The following is a 22,480-nucleotide window of genomic DNA, read 5'->3' as shown; positions in this document are numbered from 1 at the left end:
GAGCCCGACCATGAACGAGCGCGTCCATACCCCCCTGCCCGGCGTCCCGATGCTGTTTGCCCTGCTGGTCCTCAGCGTGGCGAACTTCGCCGCCTTCCCCGTATTGGACGGGATGGACGCACCGGGCGGACTGATCGCCCTCAACGGCCTCGGCACGCTGCTCCTGATCCTGTGCTGGTGCGGCTTCTTCATGGTCCAACCGAACAACGGCGTGGTACTGCAGCTGTTCGGGCGATACGTCGGCACGGCGCGCGATGCGGGCCTGAAATGGGCCAACCCGTTCTACTCGAAGAAGCCGGTCTCGCTGCGCGTCCGCAATTTCGAATCCAGCAAGCTGAAGGTGAACGACCTCGACGGTTCGCCCATCGAGATCGCTGCCGTGGTGGTCTGGCAGGTGCACGACACCGCCGAGGCCGTTTTCCAGGTCGACGACTACGAGAATTTCGTGCACGTGCAGTCGGAAGCGGCGTTGCGCCAGATGGCCACCAGCTACCCCTACGACGGCCACGATGGCGCCGGCGCGAACAGCCAGATCGCACTGCGCAGCCACGCGACCGAGATCAACCAGCACCTCAAGGAAGAGATCCAGGAGCGCCTCGGCGCCGCGGGTGTGACCGTGTTGGAAGCCCGCATCAGCCACCTCGCCTATGCGCCGGAGATCGCGCAGGCCATGCTGCAGCGCCAGCAGGCCGCGGCGATCATCGCCGCGCGCAGCCGTATCGTCGAAGGCGCGGTCAGCATGGTCCACATGGCGTTGGAGCAGCTCGACCACGCCGGCAAGATCCAGCTCGACGAGGAGCGCAAGGCTGCGATGGTGTCGAACCTGCTCGTCGTGCTCTGCGGCGAGCGCGGCACACAGCCCGTCGTGAACACCGGCACCCTGCATCACTGAGGCGCACCATGAACGAGCAGACCCTTGCCGCACTCGTCGTCCTTGCCGCCGCCGCGCCCCTGCTGGCGATCGGCCTGTACTTCCGCAGCGGTCGCGCGCTGCACTTGCTGGCCGGCGTCGACCCGCGGAAGGTGAAGGACCCGTCCGGCCTCGGACGGTTCGTCGGACAGTCGTTGATCCTCCTCGGCGCGATCCATGTCCCGTTTGCCGCCGCTGTGGCGTTCCTGCCCGAGGAGCGGATCCTCCTCGCGACACTGGGGCTCGTCGCGCTGGTCGGGCTCGTGGTCGTACGGCTGGTGTTCGGGCTCTCCCGTTTCGTCGCGAAGTGACCGGGGGTCCGGCGCCATGAACGACCAGACCTTCGGCGGTATCGTGCTCCTCGCCAGCGCCATCCCGGCGCTCGTCGTGGGCGTGCGCTGGCGGTCGGGACAGGGCCTCGCCCCCCTCGGCCGGCGCACCGGCGCCGAGGGGGCCCCGCTCGTCGAACTGGGCCGGCACCTCGGCCTGTGGATGGTGGTGATCGGCACCATCGTGGTGGCCATGGGCCTTGCTGTCCTCACCCTGCCCCCCCGGGCGGCAACGATCGCCACGCTCGCCCTCGTGGTGGTCCTTCAGTGGCCCGTCATCCGGATGGCGCTCGGACCAACGACGCCCCGAAGGCACTGAACCGCGATGAGCGAGAAAAAGGCCTACCCGCTGCGCATCTCCGCCCCGGTGCTCGACGCGGTCCAGCGCTGGGCCGACGACGATCTGCGCTCGGTGAACGCCCAGATCGAATACGTGCTGCGCGAGGCGCTGAGGAAGGCCGGACGCCTGCCGAAGCCCCCGGCAGACGACGGCGTCGCCGACGGCGAATAGACTGCGCCGATGCGCGCCCCGCCACGCTTCCTCGTCAACACGCCGGACATCGAACTCTGGCCCGCGCCCCTGTGCCGTGCGCGCGCGACGGCGGACGCGCGTCGGATCGCCGGTGCCGACCTCGTGCTGCGTCGCAAGCGCGACGGCCGTTTTCTCGCCACGCTGGGCCCGGCCGGACTCGTACCGCTGCGCCCGGGGCTACGGCGCGAGCCGGGCATCGAGGCCGCCGTCGCGGCGAGCGCCGTGCTCGACGGGCGCGACCCGGCGGCATCGATCGCCTCGCGGGGCACGCTTCCCGGCGATGCGGTGCACGAAGCCAATGCGGCGATGGGCCTGCCTGCCGGCTATGCCGAGGCGAGCGGCCTGCCCTTCCACGAGGAACCGCGCCTCCTGGCTTTCGCCGGACGCGATCGCTGGCGGCGTGCCCTGTGGCTGCTCGCCCCGGCGTCGCGGGCATGGCAGGCGATGCGCGACGCGGCACGGCAGGACGGCGTCGTCCTGGAGGCGATTTCCGGCTTCCGCAGCCATGCCTACCAGCGAGGCATCTTCGAAAGGAAATTCGCGCGAGGACTCTCGCTTGAGGCCATCCTGCGCGTCAACGCGGCGCCGGGGCACTCGGAGCACCACAGCGGGCGTGCGCTGGACATCGGCACGCCGGGTGAACAGCCGGCCGAGGAAAGCTTCGAACACACGCCGGCCTTCCGCTGGCTCCAGCGGCGCGCCGGCGATTTCGGCTTCCGCTTGAGCTACCCGCGCGGCAACCCGCACGGCATCACCTACGAGCCATGGCACTGGTGCTGGCTCAGTCCTGCGAGCGCTTGACCTTCTTCGCCGGCTCCACCACGCCCTCGCCATCGGCGATGCGCCACAGGTAGAGGCTCGCGAGGGTCCGGTAGGGCCCCCAGGCGGCCCCTCGGGCCAGCAATTCCCTTGGCGTCGGCGCGACCTCGAGGCCATCGAGCACCTGCGCGCCCCTGCGCACGCCGAGGTCGTCCACCGGCAACACGTCGGACCTGCCGAGGCGGAAGATCAGCAGCATCTCGACGGTCCAGCGACCGATGCCACGCACGGCGGTGAGCTGTTCGATCAGTGTCGCGTCGTCCACCCGGGGCAAGACGCGGGCACGGGGCACCTCGCCGGCCTCGGCCCGCCGACACAGGTCGCGCAGGGCCAGTACCTTGTTGCCAGAAACACCGCAGGCGCGTAGTGCCGCGTCATCCAGCCGGCCAAGGGCCTCCGGCACCAGCTTGCGGGAACCCGCAGCCGCCTCGACGCGCGCGACGATGGTCGCCGCGGCCTTGCCGGAGAGCTGCTGGTAGAGGATCGAACGCGACAGCGCATCGACGGTGTCGAACGGCTTCCGCCAACCGTCCATCTCGATCGGGCCGATGCGTTTCATCCACTTGGCCAGCGCGCGATCGCGCTTGGCGAGGTGGGCCGAAGCCGCTTCGAGATCGAAGCCACGGGCCACGGTGCGACTCCGTCAGGATCCGCCGAGCGCGCCACGCTCCGCCCAAAGCGGCTCGGCGACGTCGATGGGCAGGCGGAACTCCCGGTTCTGGAACCACGCCGTCGCGCTTGACGGCGAGGCAAGGACGCGCGCCCAGGTCGATTCGCCCTCGCGCCAGATCGCCAGCGCGTAGGCCATGCCACCTTCGCCCTCCAGCCGCAGCACGCGCCGGGGCTGCGCATCGCTGGTCGCGCGAAGGTCGACCTGACGCGGGGCTGCAAGCGCAGAGGCCAAGGCATCCGCAGCCGGGGTCAACGCGACGAGGGCGCCCTCGGCCCGGAAACCGCCCTCGCCCGGCACGAGGCGCAGGGCCGGGGCGCCGGGCTCCTCCACAACCACCGCGGTCACCTGGTCGATCGGGAACCGCCACAGCTGCGGGTCGAACCACTCCGACGTACGGGCGGGCAGCCGCAGCGCGGCCGTGGTGAGGCAGCTGTGCGGGGCGCCATCGACGCGTACGAACGTGCCCCCCCTCGCCTGCGGGTAGCCCACGATGACTGATGCCTCACGCCCGTCGACGGTCACGGTCAGCCGGCCGGTCGGGCGGGCGAAAGCGCCCTCCGGCGTGGCATCGACCGCGGCCGGCCAAGCCACGCCGATGCGGGCGAAGCGCGAGGGATCGGCGGTCCGCGGTTCGTCGCAACGCGCATTCGCCAGCTCCAGCAGGAGCGGCTGCAGCCAGCGGCGATCAGCGCGCCATGCCGCATCGCGGATGCGCCAGTCGTCGCCCCGGCGCTCGAACACGAGGGACGCCTCGCCCTGTTGAAGCCGGACTTCGGCGAGCGCCGGAAGCGACGCGGCCAGGCCCGGCACCAGTTCGGCGGGCGGTGCCGGCTTGCGCGAACAGGCGGCCAGCACCAGGGCCATCGCCAGGAGCGGCCCACGGATGCCGATCATCGGGCGGGACGGCGCCGGCGTTGCACTCGCCACAGGCCGCCGATGAGGAAGAGGCAGGCCACGAGCGCCGGCACCAGCACGATGTTCACGATCCGCAGCGTGGTCGACAGCGCGTCGATGTCCGCATTCAACTTGCGCTGCACTTCGCGCAGCTCAAGGCGGACGTCGATCTTCTCCTGCTGGAAGCGCGCGAGTTCAGCCTGCTGCTCGGCCCCGAGCGCCGGGGCGCCATCATCGCCGCGTTGCAACGCTCCCAGCTGCTGCTCCAGTTCCGAGAGGCGCTGCTGCAGTGAGCGCTCGGTCTGGAGGAACTGCTGTTCGGCGCTGCGCCGCAAGGCCTGCACGCGATGGAAAGGACGACTGGCGACGGTCCGCGTCCGCAGGCCGATCAAGCCTGCCTGGCCACTCAGGTTCTCGACGGCGTTGTAGACGAAGTCGCCGTTGTTCGCGAACGGCTCGCTGAAATCGCCCGGGCCGGGAGCCACGTTCACCCAGAACGCATCGGCCAGCAGGTCGGTATCGGCGACGACGATCAGCTGCAGGTCGCGCGTGCTGGCGGCGACATGTCCCTCGCCGGCGCGCTGCGGGAACGCCGTCGAGGCCGGTCCGCTGACGCGCGCCGCGATCGTGCGCGCACCGCCCTGGGCGCGGAACTCGCGCAACAGGTTGGACGGCGTCGCGCTGACCGTCCCAAGAATCGACGTCGGCAACTCCCCGCTCTGCTCGGAACTCGACAGCAGCGGCTCGAAACGCGTCGTCGCGCCGTCGCGCGGACGCAGGGCGCCCGCGGTGGAGAGGTTGATGAGCTCCATTTGCGCAGTGACGATGTCGCTGGCGGAGAGGGCCTCGGTGCCGAGGCCGAGCAGCGTGATCAATGGCTCGGTGGGGCCGCCCTCGCGCGTCTGCACCGACAGGGCCGCGCCCGGGTCCGCGACCACACGGGTCGCGTCGAAATCTACGCCCCAGGCCGCGAGGAGGGGCCCCAGGTCGGAGGCGCGGGCACCGCCGGCGTCACCACCGAGCAGGTCGTCCATCCGGGCGTTCTCCGCGTCGGGGTCGATGAAGGCCAGCACGCGACCGCCGCGGAGCGCGAACTGGTCGATGGCGTAGAGGCTGTCGTCGGAGAGGCCGGACGGATGCACGAGCATCAGCAGGTCGACGTCCGGGTCGATGGCGGCGAAATCCGGCTCGAGGCGACGCAGGTCGAAGAGCTCCCGGAGTTGTTGGTCCACGACCCAGCCCGGCGACGGGGCACCCGTCGCGGGGTCGAACTCCGGGGCCATCGGCAAGCCGCTGGAGAGTGCGACCACCGGGCGGTCGTCGACCGCGAGGGCGGAGACGAGCTTGGCGAGGTTGTACTCGAGGAAGGCCTCGCGTTCGGCCTGGAGGAAGGGGATCGGGAGCTCGCCGTCCGTGCTGTTGGTGCCGACGATGCCGAAGAAGAAGTTCCCACCCGTCGGGAGGGGCACCGCAGTGAGCCCCTGCGCGACGGCGAGGTCCTCCTCCTCGGAATACGGCTCCGGGTCGATGGTCTCGATGACGAGACGGCCCTCGGAACGCGCGGCCATCGCCTGCAGCAGCTCCCGCACGCGCTGGGCGTAGGCGCGAACCTGCGGGAAGTCCCCGGCGGAGCGCTCGGAGAAGTACAGGCGCAACGTCACCGGCTCGCGGATGCCCTCGAGCAGCGCGACCGTGGCGGGAGACAGCGTGTGTTCCTGGTTCGCGGTGAGGTCGATGCGGGCGCCGCGCAGGACGACGGACGACAGCCCGACGAGCGCGAGGAAACCGAGGGCCAGCAGCGGAAGCGCCCAGGCGGAACGGCGGAGGGATGCGATGGCCATGGTTCAGCCCGCCTTCTTGGCATCGAGGATCAGTACCGTCGCGCACAGCCAGGCGACGATCGACAGGACGAAGAACAGCAGGTCGCGCAGGTCGAGCACGCCGCGCTGGATCGACTGCACGTGGGTGAGGAAGCTCAAGGCCGCCACGGCGTCGACCAGCTCGCGCGGCGCCCAGCCCTGGACGGCGTCCTGCACCAGCGGGTGTCCAGCGAGCATAAGCCCGAAGCACACGACAACCGTGACGACGAAGGCGACGACCTGGTTCCGCGTGAGCGCCGAGATTGCGCTGCCGACGGCCAGCATCGCGCCCGAAAGCAGCCAGCTGCCGAGGTAGCTGGCGACGATCACGCCATGGTCGGGGTCGCCGAGCCAGCTGACCGTCCACCACATCGGCACCGTCAGGACCAAGGCGATGCCGAGCAGGGCCCAGCCGGCGAGGAATTTGCCCAGCACGGCCTGCCAAGGGGTGACCGGCAGGGTGAGCAGCAGCTCCAGCGTCCCGCTTCGGCGCTCCTCGGCCCAGAGCCGCATGCCCACGGCCGGCACGAGGAACAGGTACAGCCATGGATGGAACGCGAAGAACGGCTGCAAGTCGGCCTGGCCCCGTTCGAAGAAGCCGCCGAGGTAGAACGCCAACGCCGCCGAAAGGGCTAGGAACAACACGATGAACACCGCGGCGAGCGGCGAGGCGAAGTAGGCGGCGAACTCGCGCCGCGCGATGACGACCGTGCCGTTCATGCCGGGGCCCCGGCATCGGCCGTCAAACTGCGGAATACCTCGTCGAGGCGACCGCGCTCGATACGCAGGTCGGCCCAGGCGACGCGACGCTCGTCAAGTCGGCGGGTGACGGCCTCGCCGGAAACGCCGCCGCCGCGCACGAACAGCACCACCCGCCCCTCGCGGGCATCGATGGTCGTCGCCGCCGCCGGCACGAGGCCATCGAGCGCAGCCACCGCGGCCACGCTGTCCGGCGCGGCGAAGGAGAGCGCGCCGTGCCAGCGCGAAAGCGCGAGCAGCTCGGACGGCGTGTGGTCGGCCCGCAGCCTGCCCGAGGCGATCACCACGGCCCGCGTGGCGATGGCGTCGACCTCTTCCAGCAAGTGCGTCGAGAGCATGATCGTCCGCTCGCGCGCCAATTCGTTGATCAGGCCGCGCACCTCGTGCTTCTGGTTCGGATCGAGCCCGTCGGTCGGCTCATCGAGCAGCAGCACCGGCGGGTCATGGAGGATGGCCGCTGCGAAGCCGACGCGGCGACGGAAGCCTTTCGACAAGGTGTCCAGCGGCTGGCGCCGCACGGCGCCCAGTTGCAGACGGTCGGTGGCGAAGGCCAATCGCTGCTGGCGGTGCGCCCCCGCGAGGCCGCGGACGTCGGCGATGAAGGCGAGGAAATCCGCCACCTCCATCTCGCCGTAGCCGGGGGCGCCCTCGGGCAGGTAGCCAAGGGCGCGACGAGCGGACAAACCGTCCGCGACCACGTCGTGCCCAGCCACGCGGACGCGACCCGCATCGGGCGCGAGGAATCCCGCGATCATCTTCATCGTCGTCGATTTGCCGGCGCCGTTCGGCCCCAGAAGGGCGACGACCTCGCCTGGACGCACCGTGAACCGCAGGTCCTCCACGGCTGTCAGCGCGGCGAAGCGCTTGGTCAGTCCATCAACTTCGATCATGTCGGTTCCGTCGTGGCGCGCCGGGTCGGCGCGCGTTGGAACGCGGGGACAGCAGCGAGTTCCATGCCCCCACAAACGACGAGGCGGGCCTTGGCCCGCCTCGCTGCGCCTTACTGGGCGTCGGCGGCCTTCAGTGGAAGGAAGGCCTGGAACTCCGCCTCAGGATTGAGGATCTCGGGGATGTCGACGTAGTAGTCGTCGAAACCCTGGCTGGCGTTGTCCAGCGGGTAGCCGCGGACGATGGCCCACGCGCGCAGGGTGTCGCGGACGCGCTGCAGGCTCGGTGCGCCGCCGATCCACTTGGTGTTGGCCGCCTTCATCGGCGGCACCTGCGCGAGCGCGACCTGGTTGCCCTCGCCCGCGATCGTGGCCTCGAGCACCGGCAGCTCGGCGACCGTGGCGGCGCGCGACGACCCTTCCGGAGCGTCCTTGGCGCGGACCGGCAGCAGCATGGTGAAGGCGTACGCCTCGGACGTGCGGTCGACGGTGACGATGCGAAGCGGACCGTCCTTGGCGAAACCGCTGGCCTCGATGACGCGATCCATCCACGCGAGCTGGTTCGTCATCGAGATGGCGACGCCGTCGTCGCGCAGCGGGGCTTCGACGTCGACCTTGAGCGCATTCATCGCCGGGACGTCGACCACCTGCAGCGGATGCTCGTAGATCGTGTAATCGATGCGCGGCACGCTGGCCAGCGCGTTGGTCAGCACGCGGAGGCCGCTCTGGACGCGCTTGCCCACGCTGCTGGGCATGTACATGCCGGCGTAGCGGCCGACCAAGTTGTAGCCGTACTCGACGCGATAGCGCTGGGTGATCTTCACGTTGCGCTGGCTGCGGCCGGAGCGCTCGAAGGTGAAGCGCACGGTCTTGTTCTCGCCCATGGCGTTGTCCGTGACCTTGAAGACGATCTTCTCGCCCGGGACGCTCTCGGTGATCTCCCAGCTGCCCGAGCCGACCGAGCGGTCGTTCGAGGTGTACTCGAGCTTCGCGCCGACGCCGGAGGCCGGGCCGCTCAGCGTGAACTTCACGTTCGGGTCGCGGAGATGCAGGGTGTTCCAGTCGTTGAAGCGCTGGAAGCCGTTCAGCATGTCGAAGGCGACGTTGACGGGACGGTTGGTCTCCACCGAGTGCGACACGCTTCGCGACGGCGGCAGGACGAGGCCCACGACGACGCCGAGGATGGCGACCAGGACGAACGCCACAACGAATTCAAGGAATCGAGCCATGCATCAAATCTCCGGGATCGGCCCCGGTCGGCACACCGCCGCCCCGAGGAGCGCCAGAGGATAGCAGCACCGTCGGGGGCGGGGTAAGCGTGCACGCCCCCGGGAAGGGCGCCCCGGGGCCCGCGGTCACACCAGCTTCAACTCGAAGGCCTTGAGCACCGCCCGCGTCCGGTCACGGACGCCGAGCTTCGAGAGGATGTTCGAAACATGGTTCTTGATGGTGCCCTCGGCCACCCCGAGCGAATTGGCGATCTCCTTGTTGGAGAAGCCCCCGGCCATCAGGCGCAGGATCTCGGTCTCGCGCTCGGTCAGGGGATCGGGCTGCTCGAGGCTGTGGAAATCGTTCTGCAGGCCTTCGAGCCCGGAGAGCAGGCGCGCCGTCACGGCGGGCTGGACCAGCGAGCCGCCCTCCGCCACGGTCTGGATCGCCGACACCAACTGGTCGAGCGACACGTCCTTGAGAAGGTAGCCCTTGGCACCGGCCTTGATGCCGGCGAGCACCAGCTGGTCGTCGTCGAACGTCGTCAGGATGATCGTCGGAGGCAGGGCGTTCTGCGCCGCGAGCGCGCGCAGCGCCTCGAGGCCGGACATCACCGGCATCCGCATGTCCATCAGCAGGACATCGGGCTTCACGGCGGGCACCTGCTCGACCGCCTGCCTGCCGTCGGCCGCCTCCGCGACCACGTCGATGGTGTCGGCCAGTTCCAGCAGGGACCGGACGCCCTGGCGCACCAGGGTCTGGTCGTCGACAAGCATCACTCGGATCATGCGGGCGCCTCGAGGGGAAGGTGGATGTCGATGCTGAAGCCCTGGCCGGGCGCCGTCGAGACCTCGACACGGCCCCCCACGGCCCTCAGGCGTTCACGCATGCCGGAAAGCCCGTTGCCGGGGGTGAAGGCGTCGCTGCCGATGCCGTCGTCGCGAGCCGCGAGGTGCAGCTCGCGGCCCTTGCTCGCCACCTTCAGCCACAAGCGCCTGGCCTGCGCGTGGCGGAGGGCGTTGGTGATGATCTCCTGCGCACAGCGCACGATCACCTGGGCGCATTCGGCATCGTCGATCGGCATCGGCGCCTGGATGTCGAGCGACACCTCCAGCGCGGGCACGCCCTCGACGAGGGTCTTGAGCGCCGCCTCGAGGTCGATGCGCTCCTCGCCGCGCATTGCGCTGACGGCTTCGCGGACGTCGGTCAACAGGAGCCGGGCCAGCGTATGGGCCTGGCGGACATGGTCCTGCGCCTTTCCGTCGGTGAGATGCCCGGCGACCTCGAGGTTCAGGCTGAGCGCGGTCAGGTGGTGGCCGAGCAGGTCATGGAGCTCTCGGGAAATGCGCAGCCGCTCGCCGACGCGGGCACTGTCCGCCAGCAGGGACCGGGTCGCGCGCAGCTCCGCATTGAGCCGGCGCTGCTCCTCCCGGGCCTCGGCCTGTTGCTTGGCGATCAGGCCCGCGACGTAGACGAAACCGGACACGCCGACGTACAGCATCGACTGCATCACCGCCTCGAACAGCGAGAACTGGTCCACGCCGCGCATGAAGACGTAGACCAGCGGGAGGTGCTGGACCAGCATCCACAGCACGCCGGGCCACCCCGGCAGCAGCCAGGGCACCACGGCCGCCATCACCATCATCAGGATCGCACCCAGCCCACTGCTGGTGAGCGCGCTCACGGCGATCGCCGAGCCTGCCATGGCGGCCATCAAGGCCAACGGCCACAGCCGCTCGCGTTGCCGCCCGAGGGACTGCGTGGACAGCCAGAACGCCACGCCAAACCCGAGGTAAGCCCCGATGGGCCCGACGAAAGCCATGGCCGGTAGGGGGCTCGAGCTCGCGTCCATCACGAACAGGGCATTCATGACCATGCCGCTCCCCACCATGCCCCAGGTGAAAAGGCCGGCGTAGCGGAGCAACGTGGCATGGGAAAGGCGCGGGAGCATGGGCGCATCGTAAACGCGCCCCGCGGCGTGGCCGCACCGCCGAAAGTCACCCCGCTGGGCGAAGGCGACCGGGGGCCATGCGATACTGGCGGCTCCATCGAGACCCATCCCCCATGGAGGGAAGGCATGCCGTTCCACATCCGCGACGTGCGCGAACACGAGCTGGACCTCGTGCTGGCGCTCAACAATTCGGCGGGGCCTTCGATCCTGCCGATGGACGCGGAAAAGGCCCGCTTCTTCTGGGAACACGCCGACTATTTCCGGGTGATCGAGCAGGACGACGCCCTGACCGGCTTCCTGGTCGGCTTCAGCGACCAGGCCCCGCACGACAGCCCGAACTTCCGCTGGTTCCGGGAACGCCACAGCAACTTCCTCTATATCGACCGCATCGTGATCGCGGCCGCCCGCCGCGGTGGCGGCCGGGGCCGGGCCTTCTACGCCGACGCCATGAGCTTCGCCGAGCCGCGCTGGGCCCACCTGTGCTGCGAGGTCTTCTTGGGGGTGGGCTACGACCCCGCCCTGCTCTTCCACGGCGCCTTCGGCTTCCGCGAAGTGGGCCAACAGACGATGGAAGGCACCGGGCTCCGCGCCTGCATGCTGATGAAGGACCTGGGCAGCCACGCCTGGATTGCCGAAACCTACGGCGGCTCGCTGCCCGACGAACCTTGGCTGGCCCCGCGCCGCGGCCCGACGCGCCCGGCCATCGCCCGCACCACCGGAACCTGACGCATGGCGACACCGCACCCCGCCGACCTCCCCAACTACGAACAGGCTGGCGAACTGAAGTTCGGCCAGGTCGGCATCGCCAACCTGCGCATCCGCACCCTCGACATCCCCCAGCTTGCCGCCGAAATGCGCGAGCGCGTCGATCGCGCACCCAAGCTGTTCGCCCGCGCGGCGGTGATCCTCGATTTCGGCGGACTCATGCACCTGCCCGACGAGGCCACGGCGAGGGCGCTGGTCGCGGCCCTCGAGGGCGCGGGCGTGCATCCGATCGCGCTCGCGTACGGAACGCCCGAGAACGACGCCCTCGCCGAGCGCCTTGGCCTGCCGGTGCTGGCCAAGTTCCGCTCGCAGTACGAACGGGCCGGCGATGCGCCGGACGGAGACCGCCGCGCGACCGAGCGCCACGCCGCCCCGCCACCGGCGCGCGAGTCGCCCCCCCCGCCGGCGGCGGCCGGGGCCGACGCGGAGCCGGGCCTCGTGCACGCCCTGCCCGTCCGTTCCGGCCAGCAGGTGTTCGCGGCGAACCGCGACCTCACCGTGCTGGCGCCCATCGGCGCCGGCGCCGAGGTGGTGGCGGACGGCTCCATCCATGTCTACGGCGCGCTGCGCGGCCGCGCCCTCGCGGGCGCCTCCGGCTTCACCGGCGCCCGCATCTTCTGCCGCGAATTCCACGCCGAGCTCGTGGCCATCGCCGGGCAGTACAAAGTGCTCGACGACGTGCCGAAAGCCCTGCACGGCAAGCCCGTGCAGATCTGGCTCGACAAGAACGACATCCTGCAAATCCAGCCGCTGGCCTGACGGCCACACAAAAGACGGAGAAACGACCTTGGCGGAAATCCTCGTAGTCACCTCGGGCAAGGGCGGCGTCGGCAAGACGACGACCTCGGCCAGCATCGCGATGGGCCTCGCCCGCGCCGGCAAGAAGACCGCCGTCATCGACTTCGACGTCGGCCTGCGCAACCTCGACCTGATCATGGGCTGCGAGCGCCGCGTGGTTTACGACTTCGTCAACGTCGTGCACGGCGAAGCCTCGCTGAAGCAGGCGCTGATCAAGGACAAGCGTTTCGACAACCTCTACGTGCTCGCCGCGTCGCAGACCCGCGACAAGGACGCGCTGACGAAGGAAGGCGTCGAGAAGGTGCTGAAGGACCTGGCTGACGACGGCTTCGACTTCATCGTTTGCGACTCCCCGGCCGGCATCGAGAAGGGCGCCTTCCTCGCGATGTACTTCGCCGACCGCGCGCTCGTCGTGGTCAATCCGGAAGTGTCCTCGGTGCGCGACTCCGATCGCATCCTCGGCCTGCTGCAGAGCAAGACGAAGAAGGCCGAGGCCGGCGAGCGCATCGCCGAGCACCTGCTGCTGACCCGCTACAACCCCGAGCGCGTCGAGAAGGGCGAGATGCTGTCGATCGCCGACGTCGAGGAGATCCTCGGCCTGAAGGTGATCGGCGTCATCCCGGAATCGCCGGACGTGCTCCAGGCGTCGAACTCGGGCAACCCGGTGATCCTCGACGAGCAGAGCGCCGCCGGCCAGGCCTACACCGACGCCATTGCCCGCCTGCTGGGCGAGGATCGCCCGATGCGCTTCACCACGGCCGAGAAGAAAGGCTTCTTCGCCAAGATCTTCGGGGGTTGAGATGGGAATCTTCGATTTCCTGACGGGCAAGAAGCCCGCCACCGCCAACCTCGCGAAGGAGCGCCTGCGCATCATCGTGGCGCAGGAGCGCAGCACCCGCGGCGGGCCCGACTACCTGCCCCTGCTGCAGCGCGAGCTGCTCGAGGTGATCCGCAAGTACGTCAACGTCGACGTCGACGCGGTGAAGGTCGACCTGGTGAAGGACGGCGAGCACGACGTGCTCGACATCTCCGTCTCCCTGCCCGACAAGAACGGCTGACGCCCGGCCCGCGGCCTCCGCCGCGGGCATGCGCGACGGGGACGACCCAGGATGGCCACGACGTCGACGGTGCTTACCCTCGCCGATATCGGCTGGGCGGCGGCCGGCGCCCTGCTGGCCCGCTTCGGCCTTGAGCTCGTCGAGGTCGAACCGGGCGAAAGCATCCCGGGCAGCTATTGGGGCGATCCCGAGGCCGGCATTGTCGGCAGCCGCGTCTACGCGCGGGACGACACCCCGGTGCATTCGCTGCTGCATGAGGCCGGCCACCTGATCGTGATGGCGCCATCGCGCCGCGCCGCCATCCACACCGACGCGGCGGACACGCAGCGCGACGAGGATGCGGTCTGCTACCTGCAGTTGCTGCTCGCGGACGAGCTCCCGGGCTTTGGCCGGGAGCGGGCGTTCGCCGATATGGACGCGTGGGGCTACACGTTCCGCCTGGGCTCGGCGAAGGCGTGGTTCCACCACGATGCGGAGGATGCCGCCGCGCTCCTCGCCTCGCTGCCGCACCTGCACGGACGGCTGCCACCCGTGATGGCGGCGGACACCCGAGCGGCGTAGGGTGGGCGCCGGACGCCGAGGGACCTCGCCCCCCGACGGGACGGCGTACGGGCAGTGTCCAACGAAGCTCTGGATCGGAGGGGCCGCGATCACGCTGGCCCAGCTCGCCGGCGCGGCCGACGCGCCACCAGCGATCGGCAACATCGAGCCTGAGGCCTTGGTGCAGCAGCTCGACCGCAACGGCAGCGGTTGCCTCGACGTCGAGGAAGGGCGGAACTTCACCAGCCGGCGCTTCCACGCGCTGGATGCCAACGACGACGGCGTGCTGGATGCCACGGAAGCCCCGCCGCTTCCGGGGGAGCCCAGCGCCGCACGCCCCATCGGCATCGAGGCCTGGCAGGACGCCGACGTCGCCCGCTTCACGTCGTTCGACGCCGACGGCAGCGCCTTTCGGAACGCCGACGAAATCACCCGGGGCCGTGCCGCCATCGCCGCGGGAGCTGCTCGATGAACCGCCTGCTCGCCATGGCCCTGCTGGGCGTCGGCACCCTGCTTGGCGCGATACCCGCCGGAGCCACCACCACGTTGCGCTGCGAATCCACCGACAGCCGCTGGAGGGCGTGCAGCGCGGACACGAGGGGCGATCGCAGGCGCCGTGATCGCGAACCAGCACGACCATGACCACGGCGACGGCCGTCCAAGCTGCGGCCCGCGCGGTTGCGGTGACTGCCAGTTCGGCCGCACCTGGGGCGTCGATCGAGGCGAGGTCTGGGTGGACAAGGGCTGCCGCGCGGCGTTCGTCGTCTATTGAGCGGCTCATGGCGCGCGACGCTGGTCGCGCGCCAGGCCATCGGGCGATCATGGCGGCTCTCGACGCGGACGCCGTGATGGCCCTCCATGAATCCTCGGGGCGCTGGCGCCTCGGACTGCTGCTTGCCCTGGTCACCGCGACCTGCTGGGCGACCCTGCCCGTCGCGCTGAAGCTCACGCTTGAACGGGTCGACGCGATCACCCTCACGTGGTTCCGCTTCCTCGTCGCGGGCGGGGTCATGGTCGCCTGGCTGGCGGCGCGACGGGGCTTCGGCGGCTTCCGCCCGCTGGCGCCGAAGCACTGGGCCATGCTCCTCGCCGCAGGCGTCATGCTGCTCGGCAACTACGTGTTCTACCTGCTGGGCGTCCAGTACACCACGCCGGCCAACGCCCAGCTGATCATCCAACTGGCGCCGTTGCTGATGGCGCTCGGTGGCATCCTGGTCTTCAAGGAGCGATTCGCCCCCGCGCAATGGCTCGGCCTGCTCGTCATCGCGAGCGGGCTCGGACTGTTCTTCGGCGAGCAGAACGCCAGCCATGGGGGCGACTACGCGCTGGGCGCGGGTCTGGTGGTGCTCGCGGCCATGGTGTGGGCGGTGTATGCCCTGCTTCAGAAACAACTGCTGGTGCACCTCTCGTCGCCGGCGATCCTCGGCGCGATCTACGTTCTCGCGGCGCTGCTGTTGTGGCCCTTCGCTGCGCCCTCGGTGCTGCTGAAGCTGGACGCCCTTCACGCCGCATTGCTCGCCTACTGCGCGGTGAACACGCTGGTCGCCTACGGGGCGTTCGCCGAAGCACTCGCCCATTGGGAGGCCTCGCGCGTCTCGGCGATCCTCGCCACGACGCCGATCCTCTGCGTCGGCGCCGTGGCGGGCGTGCATTCCGTATGGCCGACGGTCATCGCGCCGGAGCACCTCGGGGTGATGGGCTGGACCGGCGCCCTGCTGGTGCTGGCCGGATCGGCGGCCGCGAGCCTCCTCTCGACGCGGAAAGCGCCGGGCTGATCCCGCGTCGCCTCAACGGTCAAGGCAGCGGTCAGCCCCCGAGCATCGTCGCGATCTGGTCCTTCAGCGCAAGGCGCTGGCGGCGCAGCGCAGCCTCATGCTCCTCGGTCACGGCCTCGACGCGCGACTCGGCGCGATGGATGGCGCGATTCACCTCGTGGTACTCCTCGCACAGGCGGGCGAAACGCGCGTTGGCGCCCTTGAGATCGTGAATACGCGCGACGTGGGCCGGGAATTCGACGGCGAGTTCGTGCGGGGTGTGGGACATGGTCGGCTCCTGCGGGGTGGGTTCGATGCCCATGCTCGCCCCTTCGCTCCGCTGGGGGATTGACGGCCGTCAAGACGGGCGTGGTGGGCATGGGACGCATGGGTTTGCGGACGCAGCGATGTGCGCATCAAGACGCGCAGACGACCCGTCCCACCAGGACCCGCCGCTGGGCTTGCGAACAGGTCGCCGGGTTGATCAGGCCGGGGTGGCGGCGCGCCGTATCAGCTGTGCATCGCCCCAGCGCCACAGGCCGACGGCCGAAACGGACAGCACCGCCGCCGCAAGCGCCAGCGACACCGGTCGCGCCGAGAGCATCGGCGAAAGCAGGCCGGCCACGCCTGCCTGGAACATCAGCGAGAGGAAGGCCTGCATCGACGACGCGCTGCCGCGCTGCGTCGGGTACAGGTCGAGCAGTTGCAGCATCAGCTGCGGGAACACCAGCGCGATGCCGAAGCTCAGCAGCATCAGGGGCAGGATCGCCCACGGGTAGGCGTACGCGGGCGCCACGGCCGCATAGCCGAGGTTCACCGTGGCCGCGAGCAGGCAGCAGGCGAAGCCCACCCTCACCATCGTGCGAGCCTCGAACCGCCCCGCCGCGCGCCCGCTCACCCAGGCCCCGGCCAGCATGCCGCTGATCACCGGAACGAAGAACCAGCCGAAGTCCGCCTCGCCCATGCCGAGGTGCGCCATGACGACCACCGGTGCCGAGGCGATGTAGAGGAACAACGCCGCGAAGTTCATCGTCGTCACCGCCACCAGCCAGACGAAACGGCGGTGCTGGACCATGGCGACGTAGTTGCCCAGCAGCAGGCCCGCATGCAGCGGCAGGCGGCGCTCCGGCGGGTGCGTTTCCGGCAGCACCCGCCACACCAGCGCCCCGAGCACCAGGCTCAGAACGGCGAGGAACCAGAAGATCGCGTGCCAGTCGCCGAACCCGAGGATCCAGCCGCCGACGATCGGCGCGATCGCCGGTGCGATGCTGAAGATCATCGACACCTGGCTCATCAGCCGCTGGGCCTCCTCGCCATCGAACAGATCGCGGATCACCGCACGGCCCACGATCATCCCGACACCGGCGCACAGGCCCTGCACGAACCGGAAGACCAGCAGGGTCGTGAGGTCGGTGCTCAGCGCGCAGCCCACGGACGCGAGCCCGAACAGCGCGATGCCCCAGAGGATCACCGGGCGACGCCCCACGGCGTCGGAGATGGCGCCGTGGAACAGCGACATCAGGCCGTAGCCCAGCAGGTAGCTGCTGATCGTCTGCTGCACCGCCACCGGCGTGCTGCCGAGGTCGCGCGCCATCGCCCCGAAGGCGGGGAACACGGTGTCGATCGAGAACGGGCCGAACATGGCCAGGGCCCCGAGCACGAGGGCGAGCCGTGCGCGGGACGCGGTGGCGGTCGGAGTCATTCGCGGATTCTACGGGGTCTTCGCCACCGCCTCGCCCCGAGGCGCGCCACAATGATGGGATGAGCGCCCCGACTCCCGATACCGCCCCGCTGATCGAAGGCCACGCGCCGGTCGATGCCCCCCGCCGTGGCGACGGCACCGTCCGCCAGGTGCTGGCCGACCTGTTGCCCTTCCTGAAGCCCTACTGGCGACGCATCGGGGCCGCCCTGCTCTGCCTGATCGCGGCGAAGTTCGCCCTGCTCGGCATCCCGATGCTGATGAAGCGCCTCGTCGATGGCCTCGACGTGCCGGCGAGCCTGCTGGCCCTGCCGGTCGGCCTGCTGTTGGCCTACGGCGGCGCCCGCCTCGCCTCGACGCTGTTCACGGAACTGCGGCAGATCGTCTTCGCCCGGGTCATGGCGCGCAGCGCGCGCACCGTGCAGCTGAAGGTGTTCCGCCACCTGCACGCGCTGAGCCTGCGCTTCCATCTCGAGCGCAAGACCGGCGGCATCGCCCGCGACGTCGAGCGCGGCGGCACCGCGATCTCCGACCTGCTGGACTGGACGCTCTACACGATCCTGCCGACCCTGATCGAAGTGCTGCTGGTCACCACCGTGCTGGTGTACCTCTACGACTGGGGTTTCGCCGCCATCACGCTGGCGACGCTCGTGGTGTATTCGGCGTGGACCTTCCGCGTCACCGAATGGCGCACGCGCTACTACCGGGCCGCCATCGACGCTGAATCGGCGAGCAGCACGCGAGCGGTCGATGCGCTGATCAACTACGAGACGGTCAAGTACTTCAACAACGAGGAGCACGAAGCCCGTCGCTACGACGGCAGCCTGCAGCGCGTCGAGGAAGCCACCGTCCAGAGCCTGAAGACGCTGGGCGTGCTGAACCTCGGGCAGGCCGCCATCGTGTCCATCGGCGTCACGGCACTGATGTGGCGCGCGGCCTCGGGCGTCGTCGCCGGCGAGCTCACCATCGGCGACCTCGTGCTGGTGAACGCCTACCTGCTGCAGCTGTCGGCGCCGCTGAACTACCTCGGGATGATGTACCGCGAGGTCAAGCAGGCGCTGACGAACATCGAGAAGCTCTTCGGCCTGCTCGACGAGAACCTCGACGTGCAGGATCGTCCGGAGGCGACGCCCCTGGTGACGACCCGGCCGCGCGTGCGGTTCCGCGACGTACGCTTCGGCTACGACCCGCGGCGGACCATCCTCGACGGCGTGGATTTCGAAATCGCGCCGGGCCAGACGGTGGCCGTCGTCGGCCATTCCGGCAGCGGCAAGTCGACGCTCGCGCGCCTGCTCTACCGCTTCTACGACGTGCAGGAAGGCCGCATCGAGATCGACGGGCACGACCTGCGCGACCTCACCCAAGGCTCGGTGCGCGGCGCCATCGGCATCGTTCCGCAGGACACCGTGCTCTTCAACGACACCATCCGCTACAACATCCGCTACGGACGCCCGGAGGCCAGCGACGCCGAGGTGGAGGCCGCGGCGCAGGCGGCGCACATCGATGCCTTCATCAAGTCGCTGCCCGACGGCTATGACAGCGAGGTGGGCGAACGCGGACTGAAGCTCAGCGGTGGCGAGAAGCAGCGCGTCGCCATCGCGCGCGCCCTGCTGAAGAACCCGGCCATCCTGATCTTCGACGAGGCGACCTCGGCGCTCGATTCACGCTCGGAGCGTGCCATCCAGTCGGAGCTCGATCGCATCGCCGTGGGCCGCACCACCCTGGTGATCGCGCACCGCCTCTCGACGATCATGGACGCCGACCAGATCCTCGTCATGGATGGCGGACGGATCATCGAACGAGGCACGCACGCCGACCTGCTCGCCGCGGGAGGGCGCTATGCGGCGATGTGGGCCCTGCAGCAGCAGGGGGAAAGCACGGCGACCGCACGCCCGTAGCGCCACGTTCGCGGTATCACGCCAAAGGCAATGCTTCACGGCGCCCGACGGCGATGTCCACCCGGAAAAGCAGGCCGAGCCCGGCAATGAAGAACGCCGAGGTCGCCAGCAGCGCGGCCTGGTGGCTTCCCGCGGAGGCCCAGCTGATGGCGCCGTAGGCCAGCGGACCGAGCACCATCGAGGCCTTCACGGCGAGCCCCCACAGGCCGAAGACCTCGGCCTCGCGCCGGGGTGGGCACAGGTAGCCAACGAGGGCACGCCCCGCCGATTGGCTGGCCCCCATGCAGATCCCCGCGAGGTTGGCTGCCGTCCAGACCACCGGGCGCGCCTCCGACACGGCCAGCAGCCCGATGGCCACCAGCCAACCGAGCAGCGAGAGCGCCAACGCATTCCGATGACCGATCCGGTCCTGCAGCTGGCCGAAGGTTGCCGCCCCCACGGCCGCGGTGATGTTGACGGCGAGGATCAGGGTGATGCTCTCCGCGGTGGTGAAGCCCAGCGCCTGCTGCGCGTAGATCGCGGCGACGGCGATCACCGTGCCCACGCCGGCCTGGTAGGCGACGATGCAGGCGAGGAAACGACGCAACTGCCGGAGGTCGCTGGCACCGCCGAGGATGCCGCGCCAGCGCAGCATCGATTTGCCCCAAAGGACACCGAGGGCGCGAGGCGCCGCCACGATGCGCTCGCGCAGGAGAAGGAAGGTCGGCAGGGCCGCGAGGAAAACCGCGGCACCCGTCAGGAGCATGGTGTCCCGCACCGCGGCACCGGTGTCACTGCCGCGCCCCTCGGCCCCCTGCACCCACCAGAGGCAGGCCGCCAGCAGCAGCACGGCGCCGAAATAGCCGAACGCCCAGCCATAGCCGGACAGGCGCCCCATGCCCTCGTCATCGGCCAGTTCGGGCAGGAAGGCGGCGATCAGGTTCTCGCCGGTGCCGAACGCCGTGTTGGTGATGACGATCAGCAGCAGCGCCAGCGCGACGTCGCCGGGCCCGCAGAACCACAGCGCCGCGGTCCCCACGCTGCACACGACCGTCGTCGCCAGCAGCAGCCGCTTCTTGCAGGCATGCGCATCGGCATACAGGCCCAGCAGCGGCGCGATGGCCATCACGAGGACGTAGGAAACGGACAGCGCGACGGTCCACGCGAACGTCGCCCATGCCGCGTCGCCGGCCACCACGCCAACGAAGTAGGCGCTGAAAATGGCCGTGATGACGACGGTGGTGTAGCCGGAGTTGGCGAAGTCGAAGCCCGCCCAAGCCCACAGCTCGCGGCGACGCACGGGCGCGACGGCAGGATCGGCGTACGGACGGCGGAGCGGGCGCAGGGCGGCCATCGGGCATCACTCGGGGGAGGCGCGCCACTCTAGCTCGCGTAGGCTGTGGCGTCCCTACCGGAGCCCACCATGTCGCCTTGGATCGCCCTCGTCTCCCTGCTCACCGTCCTGCTGATGGGCGCCTGCATGTTCGCCGTCGGTGCCGCGCGGGGCCGGCATGGCGTGAAGGCCCCGGCCACCACCGGCCATCCGGACTTCGAACGGGTCTTCCGCGTGCAGATGAACACGCTCGAGGCCAGCGTGATGTTCCTGCCGGCGCTGTGGTTGGCCGGTGCCTATGGCGATCCGGCCTGGGCGGCCGGCTTCGGTGCGCTGTGGCTCGTGGGCCGGGTGCTCTATGCCGTGATGTATGCCCGCGACGCCCAGAAGCGCGGCGCGGGCTTCGTCGTCGCCCTCCTGGCCCTGAGCGCCCTGCTGGTGCAGGGCGGCTGGGGGATCGCGTCCGCCCTGCGGGCCGGCTGAGCGGGGCGCGGGACGCGGGGCGACGTCACTCGCCCCATTTCACCAGCAGGTGCTTGGCGATGGCGCCGTGCACGACGGCCACGCCGCGGGCGAGGTGCAGGGTGACGAAGAGCAGCAGGATGCCGAAGGCTGACGAAACACCGGACACAACGACACCCATCGGTCCGCTCCAGAGTGTGAATTCGCCGTCCATCGGCCCGAACACGACATGGCCGCCGCCCACAACCGTGAAGAGCGGCACGAGCGCCAGCGTCACGCCGATGGCCAGCAGCGTCGCGGCCACCGTGAAGTAGACGATGCCCAGCGGCAGCATCAGCCCCTGGTAGATCAGCGTGCCCCAGGTGCGCGGATCGGTGAACAGCTGGCCGATGCGCTCGAGGATGCCGTTCGACGGCGCCGGGTAGGCCGGGCGACGCGGCATGCGTTCACCGAGCATCACCTCGACGATGCGGCCTTCCACCAGGGAGAGCACGCGCACCGTCGCCATGAACAGGATGAAGAAGGCCACGCCGATGATGGTCAGCGAGAGGCCGAGCGACAGCGACAGGCCGGTGACCGCCCAGGTGAAATAGAAGACGCCGGTGAGCACCGACAGCAGCATGTACAGCAGGGCCGCATAGGCGCGCGGGTCGGACACGACGCCGAAGAAGCGGCCCAGCGAGGACTCGCGCGGCTTCGGCGGCGGCGGACGCAGCGCGCGGCTCACGGTCACTTCGGTGTCGCGGTAGATGTCCGCGACTTCGGAAGGACGGCCGTAGCTCGAAGCGATGCGCGCGATGAGCGCTTCCTCGCCCTCACGCGGATGCGCCGCGAGTTCGGAACGGAGGTACTCCTCGGCGTCGTACAGCGCGTCCTGCAGCAGCGCGGGATCAGCGCCGGACAGTTCGCTGCGCAGCTGGTCGAGGTACTGGGTGATCGTGGTCGGCAGGCTCATTGCTCTTCCCCTTCAAGAACGCGGTCCACCATCTGGCGGGTGCTGCGCCAACTGGCCACCCACTGGTCGAGGACCAGGCGGCCGTTGGCGGTGATGCGGTAGTAGCGGCGCGGCGGGCCGGCATCGGACGGCTCGATCCAGCTGTCCAGCAGGCCGGCGGCGGCGAGGTTGCGGAGCACCGGGTAGAGCGTGCTCTGCTTGCCGGCCAGGGCGGCCTCGTCGGCCTGCTCGAAGCGCTTGGCGATCTGGTAGCCGTACATCGGCTCGCCGTCGCGGCCGAGGATGGCCAGCAGCACGAGGGCCACCGTGCCGGTGGCGAGCTCCTTGTCGAACTTCCGGCGTTGGGCGTCGAGGTCGGTCATGGCCCCTCCTCAGTACTGTGGAGACCACACTAGTACCAACTACGCTCTAGTGGAT

At 69.9% G+C, this 22,480-nt stretch carries 28 protein-coding genes; 15 read left to right on the top strand and 13 right to left on the bottom strand.

Going from position 1 to position 22,480, the window contains the following annotated elements; genetic code table 11:
• Nucleotides 1-10 precede the first annotated feature (10 nt).
• Genes ACYVAK_RS07350 through ACYVAK_RS07330 form a run of 5 tightly spaced genes read left to right on the top strand, consistent with a single transcriptional unit; the run spans nucleotide 11 to nucleotide 2,572 of the window.
• Nucleotides 11-892, top strand: a complete 882-nt coding sequence (locus ACYVAK_RS07350) for an SPFH domain-containing protein (RefSeq protein ID WP_461059461.1) — start codon at nucleotides 11-13, stop codon at nucleotides 890-892.
• An 8-nt stretch (nucleotides 893-900) separates the two neighbouring features.
• Entirely contained in the window at nucleotides 901-1,221 is a 321-nt protein-coding gene (locus tag ACYVAK_RS07345; RefSeq protein ID WP_461059459.1) for a hypothetical protein, read from the top strand.
• A gap of 16 nt (nucleotides 1,222-1,237) precedes the next feature.
• The gene (locus ACYVAK_RS07340) at nucleotides 1,238-1,558 is read left to right on the top strand and encodes a hypothetical protein (RefSeq protein WP_461059457.1); all 321 of its coding nucleotides are present in this window, start codon (nucleotides 1,238-1,240) and stop codon (nucleotides 1,556-1,558) included.
• Nucleotides 1,559-1,564: 6 nt separating this feature from the next.
• A complete protein-coding gene (locus ACYVAK_RS07335) occupies nucleotides 1,565-1,750 on the top strand; it encodes a type II toxin-antitoxin system antitoxin (protein WP_461059455.1) in 186 nt (61 codons plus the stop codon).
• 9 nt (nucleotides 1,751-1,759) lie between these two features.
• Nucleotides 1,760-2,572 carry a M15 family metallopeptidase gene (locus ACYVAK_RS07330; RefSeq protein WP_461059453.1) on the top strand — a complete coding sequence of 271 codons (813 nt, stop codon included), beginning with the start codon at nucleotides 1,760-1,762 and terminating at the stop codon, nucleotides 2,570-2,572.
• Here ACYVAK_RS07330 and ACYVAK_RS07325 read toward each other — a convergent pair.
• The 8 genes from ACYVAK_RS07325 to ACYVAK_RS07290 form a co-directional block, all read right to left on the bottom strand.
• Entirely contained in the window at nucleotides 2,553-3,221 is a 669-nt protein-coding gene (locus ACYVAK_RS07325) for a DNA-3-methyladenine glycosylase family protein (protein WP_461059451.1), read from the bottom strand. The genes ACYVAK_RS07330 and ACYVAK_RS07325 overlap by 20 nt on opposite strands.
• 12 nt (nucleotides 3,222-3,233) lie before the next feature.
• The gene (locus ACYVAK_RS07320) at nucleotides 3,234-4,157 is read right to left on the bottom strand and encodes a hypothetical protein (RefSeq protein ID WP_461059449.1); all 924 of its coding nucleotides are present in this window, start codon (nucleotides 4,155-4,157) and stop codon (nucleotides 3,234-3,236) included.
• Nucleotides 4,154-5,998 (bottom strand): GldG family protein, encoded by a 1,845-nt coding sequence (locus tag ACYVAK_RS07315; protein ID WP_461059447.1) that lies wholly within the window; start codon nucleotides 5,996-5,998, stop codon nucleotides 4,154-4,156. Before ACYVAK_RS07315 ends, ACYVAK_RS07320 begins: the two co-directional genes overlap by 4 nt.
• Before the next feature lie 3 nt (nucleotides 5,999-6,001).
• The gene (locus ACYVAK_RS07310; protein ID WP_461059445.1) at nucleotides 6,002-6,736 is read right to left on the bottom strand and encodes an ABC transporter permease subunit; all 735 of its coding nucleotides are present in this window, start codon (nucleotides 6,734-6,736) and stop codon (nucleotides 6,002-6,004) included.
• Nucleotides 6,733-7,665 (bottom strand): ABC transporter ATP-binding protein, encoded by a 933-nt coding sequence (locus ACYVAK_RS07305; RefSeq protein ID WP_461059442.1) that lies wholly within the window; start codon nucleotides 7,663-7,665, stop codon nucleotides 6,733-6,735. Before ACYVAK_RS07305 ends, ACYVAK_RS07310 begins: the two co-directional genes overlap by 4 nt.
• A gap of 110 nt (nucleotides 7,666-7,775) precedes the next feature.
• The gene (locus tag ACYVAK_RS07300) at nucleotides 7,776-8,891 is read right to left on the bottom strand and encodes an SRPBCC family protein (RefSeq protein ID WP_461059440.1); all 1,116 of its coding nucleotides are present in this window, start codon (nucleotides 8,889-8,891) and stop codon (nucleotides 7,776-7,778) included.
• 126 nt (nucleotides 8,892-9,017) lie between these two features.
• Nucleotides 9,018-9,659, bottom strand: a complete 642-nt coding sequence (locus ACYVAK_RS07295) for a response regulator (RefSeq protein WP_461059438.1) — start codon at nucleotides 9,657-9,659, stop codon at nucleotides 9,018-9,020.
• Complete coding sequence (locus ACYVAK_RS07290; RefSeq protein ID WP_461059436.1) at nucleotides 9,656-10,822, bottom strand: histidine kinase; 1,167 nt, start codon at nucleotides 10,820-10,822, stop codon at nucleotides 9,656-9,658. The genes ACYVAK_RS07295 and ACYVAK_RS07290 overlap by 4 nt, the downstream gene beginning before the upstream one ends.
• A gap of 126 nt (nucleotides 10,823-10,948) precedes the next feature.
• Between ACYVAK_RS07290 and ACYVAK_RS07285 the strand changes: the two genes are divergently transcribed.
• The 8 genes from ACYVAK_RS07285 to ACYVAK_RS07250 all read left to right on the top strand — a co-directional run bounded on the left by ACYVAK_RS07285 (nucleotide 10,949) and on the right by ACYVAK_RS07250 (nucleotide 15,758).
• On the top strand, nucleotides 10,949-11,548 hold the full coding sequence (locus tag ACYVAK_RS07285; RefSeq protein ID WP_461059434.1) for a GNAT family N-acetyltransferase: 600 nt from the start codon (nucleotides 10,949-10,951) through the stop codon (nucleotides 11,546-11,548).
• 3 nt (nucleotides 11,549-11,551) lie between these two features.
• On the top strand, nucleotides 11,552-12,346 hold the full coding sequence (gene minC, locus ACYVAK_RS07280; protein ID WP_461059432.1) for a septum site-determining protein MinC: 795 nt from the start codon (nucleotides 11,552-11,554) through the stop codon (nucleotides 12,344-12,346).
• A 28-nt stretch (nucleotides 12,347-12,374) separates the two neighbouring features.
• Nucleotides 12,375-13,184: a septum site-determining protein MinD gene (gene minD, locus ACYVAK_RS07275; protein WP_461059430.1), complete on the top strand. Its 810-nt coding sequence runs from the start codon at nucleotides 12,375-12,377 to the stop codon at nucleotides 13,182-13,184.
• A gap of 1 nt (nucleotide 13,185) precedes the next feature.
• A complete protein-coding gene (minE, locus tag ACYVAK_RS07270; protein WP_461059428.1) occupies nucleotides 13,186-13,443 on the top strand; it encodes a cell division topological specificity factor MinE in 258 nt (85 codons plus the stop codon).
• Nucleotides 13,444-13,494: 51 nt separating this feature from the next.
• Nucleotides 13,495-14,004: a hypothetical protein gene (locus ACYVAK_RS07265; RefSeq protein ID WP_461059426.1), complete on the top strand. Its 510-nt coding sequence runs from the start codon at nucleotides 13,495-13,497 to the stop codon at nucleotides 14,002-14,004.
• A 1-nt stretch (nucleotide 14,005) separates the two neighbouring features.
• A complete protein-coding gene (locus ACYVAK_RS07260) occupies nucleotides 14,006-14,455 on the top strand; it encodes a penta-EF hand family protein (RefSeq protein ID WP_461059424.1) in 450 nt (149 codons plus the stop codon).
• Nucleotides 14,456-14,599: 144 nt separating this feature from the next.
• A complete protein-coding gene (locus tag ACYVAK_RS07255; RefSeq protein WP_461059422.1) occupies nucleotides 14,600-14,755 on the top strand; it encodes a DUF3011 domain-containing protein in 156 nt (51 codons plus the stop codon).
• Nucleotides 14,756-14,762: 7 nt separating this feature from the next.
• Complete coding sequence (locus ACYVAK_RS07250) at nucleotides 14,763-15,758, top strand: DMT family transporter (protein ID WP_461059420.1); 996 nt, start codon at nucleotides 14,763-14,765, stop codon at nucleotides 15,756-15,758.
• 31 nt (nucleotides 15,759-15,789) lie between these two features.
• Here the strand turns inward: ACYVAK_RS07250 and ACYVAK_RS07245 are convergent, their stop codons facing one another.
• Entirely contained in the window at nucleotides 15,790-16,026 is a 237-nt protein-coding gene (locus ACYVAK_RS07245) for a YdcH family protein (RefSeq protein ID WP_461059419.1), read from the bottom strand.
• A gap of 195 nt (nucleotides 16,027-16,221) precedes the next feature.
• Nucleotides 16,222-17,439, bottom strand: coding sequence for a multidrug effflux MFS transporter (locus ACYVAK_RS07240; protein WP_461059417.1), 1,218 nt, complete (start codon nucleotides 17,437-17,439; stop codon nucleotides 16,222-16,224).
• 59 nt (nucleotides 17,440-17,498) lie between these two features.
• Between ACYVAK_RS07240 and ACYVAK_RS07235 the strand changes: the two genes are divergently transcribed.
• Complete coding sequence (locus tag ACYVAK_RS07235; RefSeq protein ID WP_461059415.1) at nucleotides 17,499-19,334, top strand: ABCB family ABC transporter ATP-binding protein/permease; 1,836 nt, start codon at nucleotides 17,499-17,501, stop codon at nucleotides 19,332-19,334.
• Nucleotides 19,335-19,350: 16 nt separating this feature from the next.
• Here the strand turns inward: ACYVAK_RS07235 and ACYVAK_RS07230 are convergent, their stop codons facing one another.
• On the bottom strand, nucleotides 19,351-20,667 hold the full coding sequence (locus tag ACYVAK_RS07230; protein WP_461059413.1) for an MFS transporter: 1,317 nt from the start codon (nucleotides 20,665-20,667) through the stop codon (nucleotides 19,351-19,353).
• 69 nt (nucleotides 20,668-20,736) lie between these two features.
• Here ACYVAK_RS07230 and ACYVAK_RS07225 point away from each other — a divergent pair, with 69 nt between their 5' ends.
• On the top strand, nucleotides 20,737-21,129 hold the full coding sequence (locus ACYVAK_RS07225) for an MAPEG family protein (protein ID WP_461059411.1): 393 nt from the start codon (nucleotides 20,737-20,739) through the stop codon (nucleotides 21,127-21,129).
• 25 nt (nucleotides 21,130-21,154) lie between these two features.
• Here the strand turns inward: ACYVAK_RS07225 and ACYVAK_RS07220 are convergent, their stop codons facing one another.
• Nucleotides 21,155-22,063 carry a sensor domain-containing protein gene (locus ACYVAK_RS07220; protein ID WP_461059409.1) on the bottom strand — a complete coding sequence of 303 codons (909 nt, stop codon included), beginning with the start codon at nucleotides 22,061-22,063 and terminating at the stop codon, nucleotides 21,155-21,157.
• Nucleotides 22,060-22,425: a PadR family transcriptional regulator gene (locus tag ACYVAK_RS07215; protein ID WP_297866787.1), complete on the bottom strand. Its 366-nt coding sequence runs from the start codon at nucleotides 22,423-22,425 to the stop codon at nucleotides 22,060-22,062. The genes ACYVAK_RS07220 and ACYVAK_RS07215 overlap by 4 nt, the downstream gene beginning before the upstream one ends.
• Between the last annotated feature and the right edge of the window lie 55 nt (nucleotides 22,426-22,480).

The sequence above is a fragment of the Silanimonas algicola genome, assembly GCF_054777375.1.
This window is presented reverse-complemented; position numbering and strand designations above follow the sequence as displayed.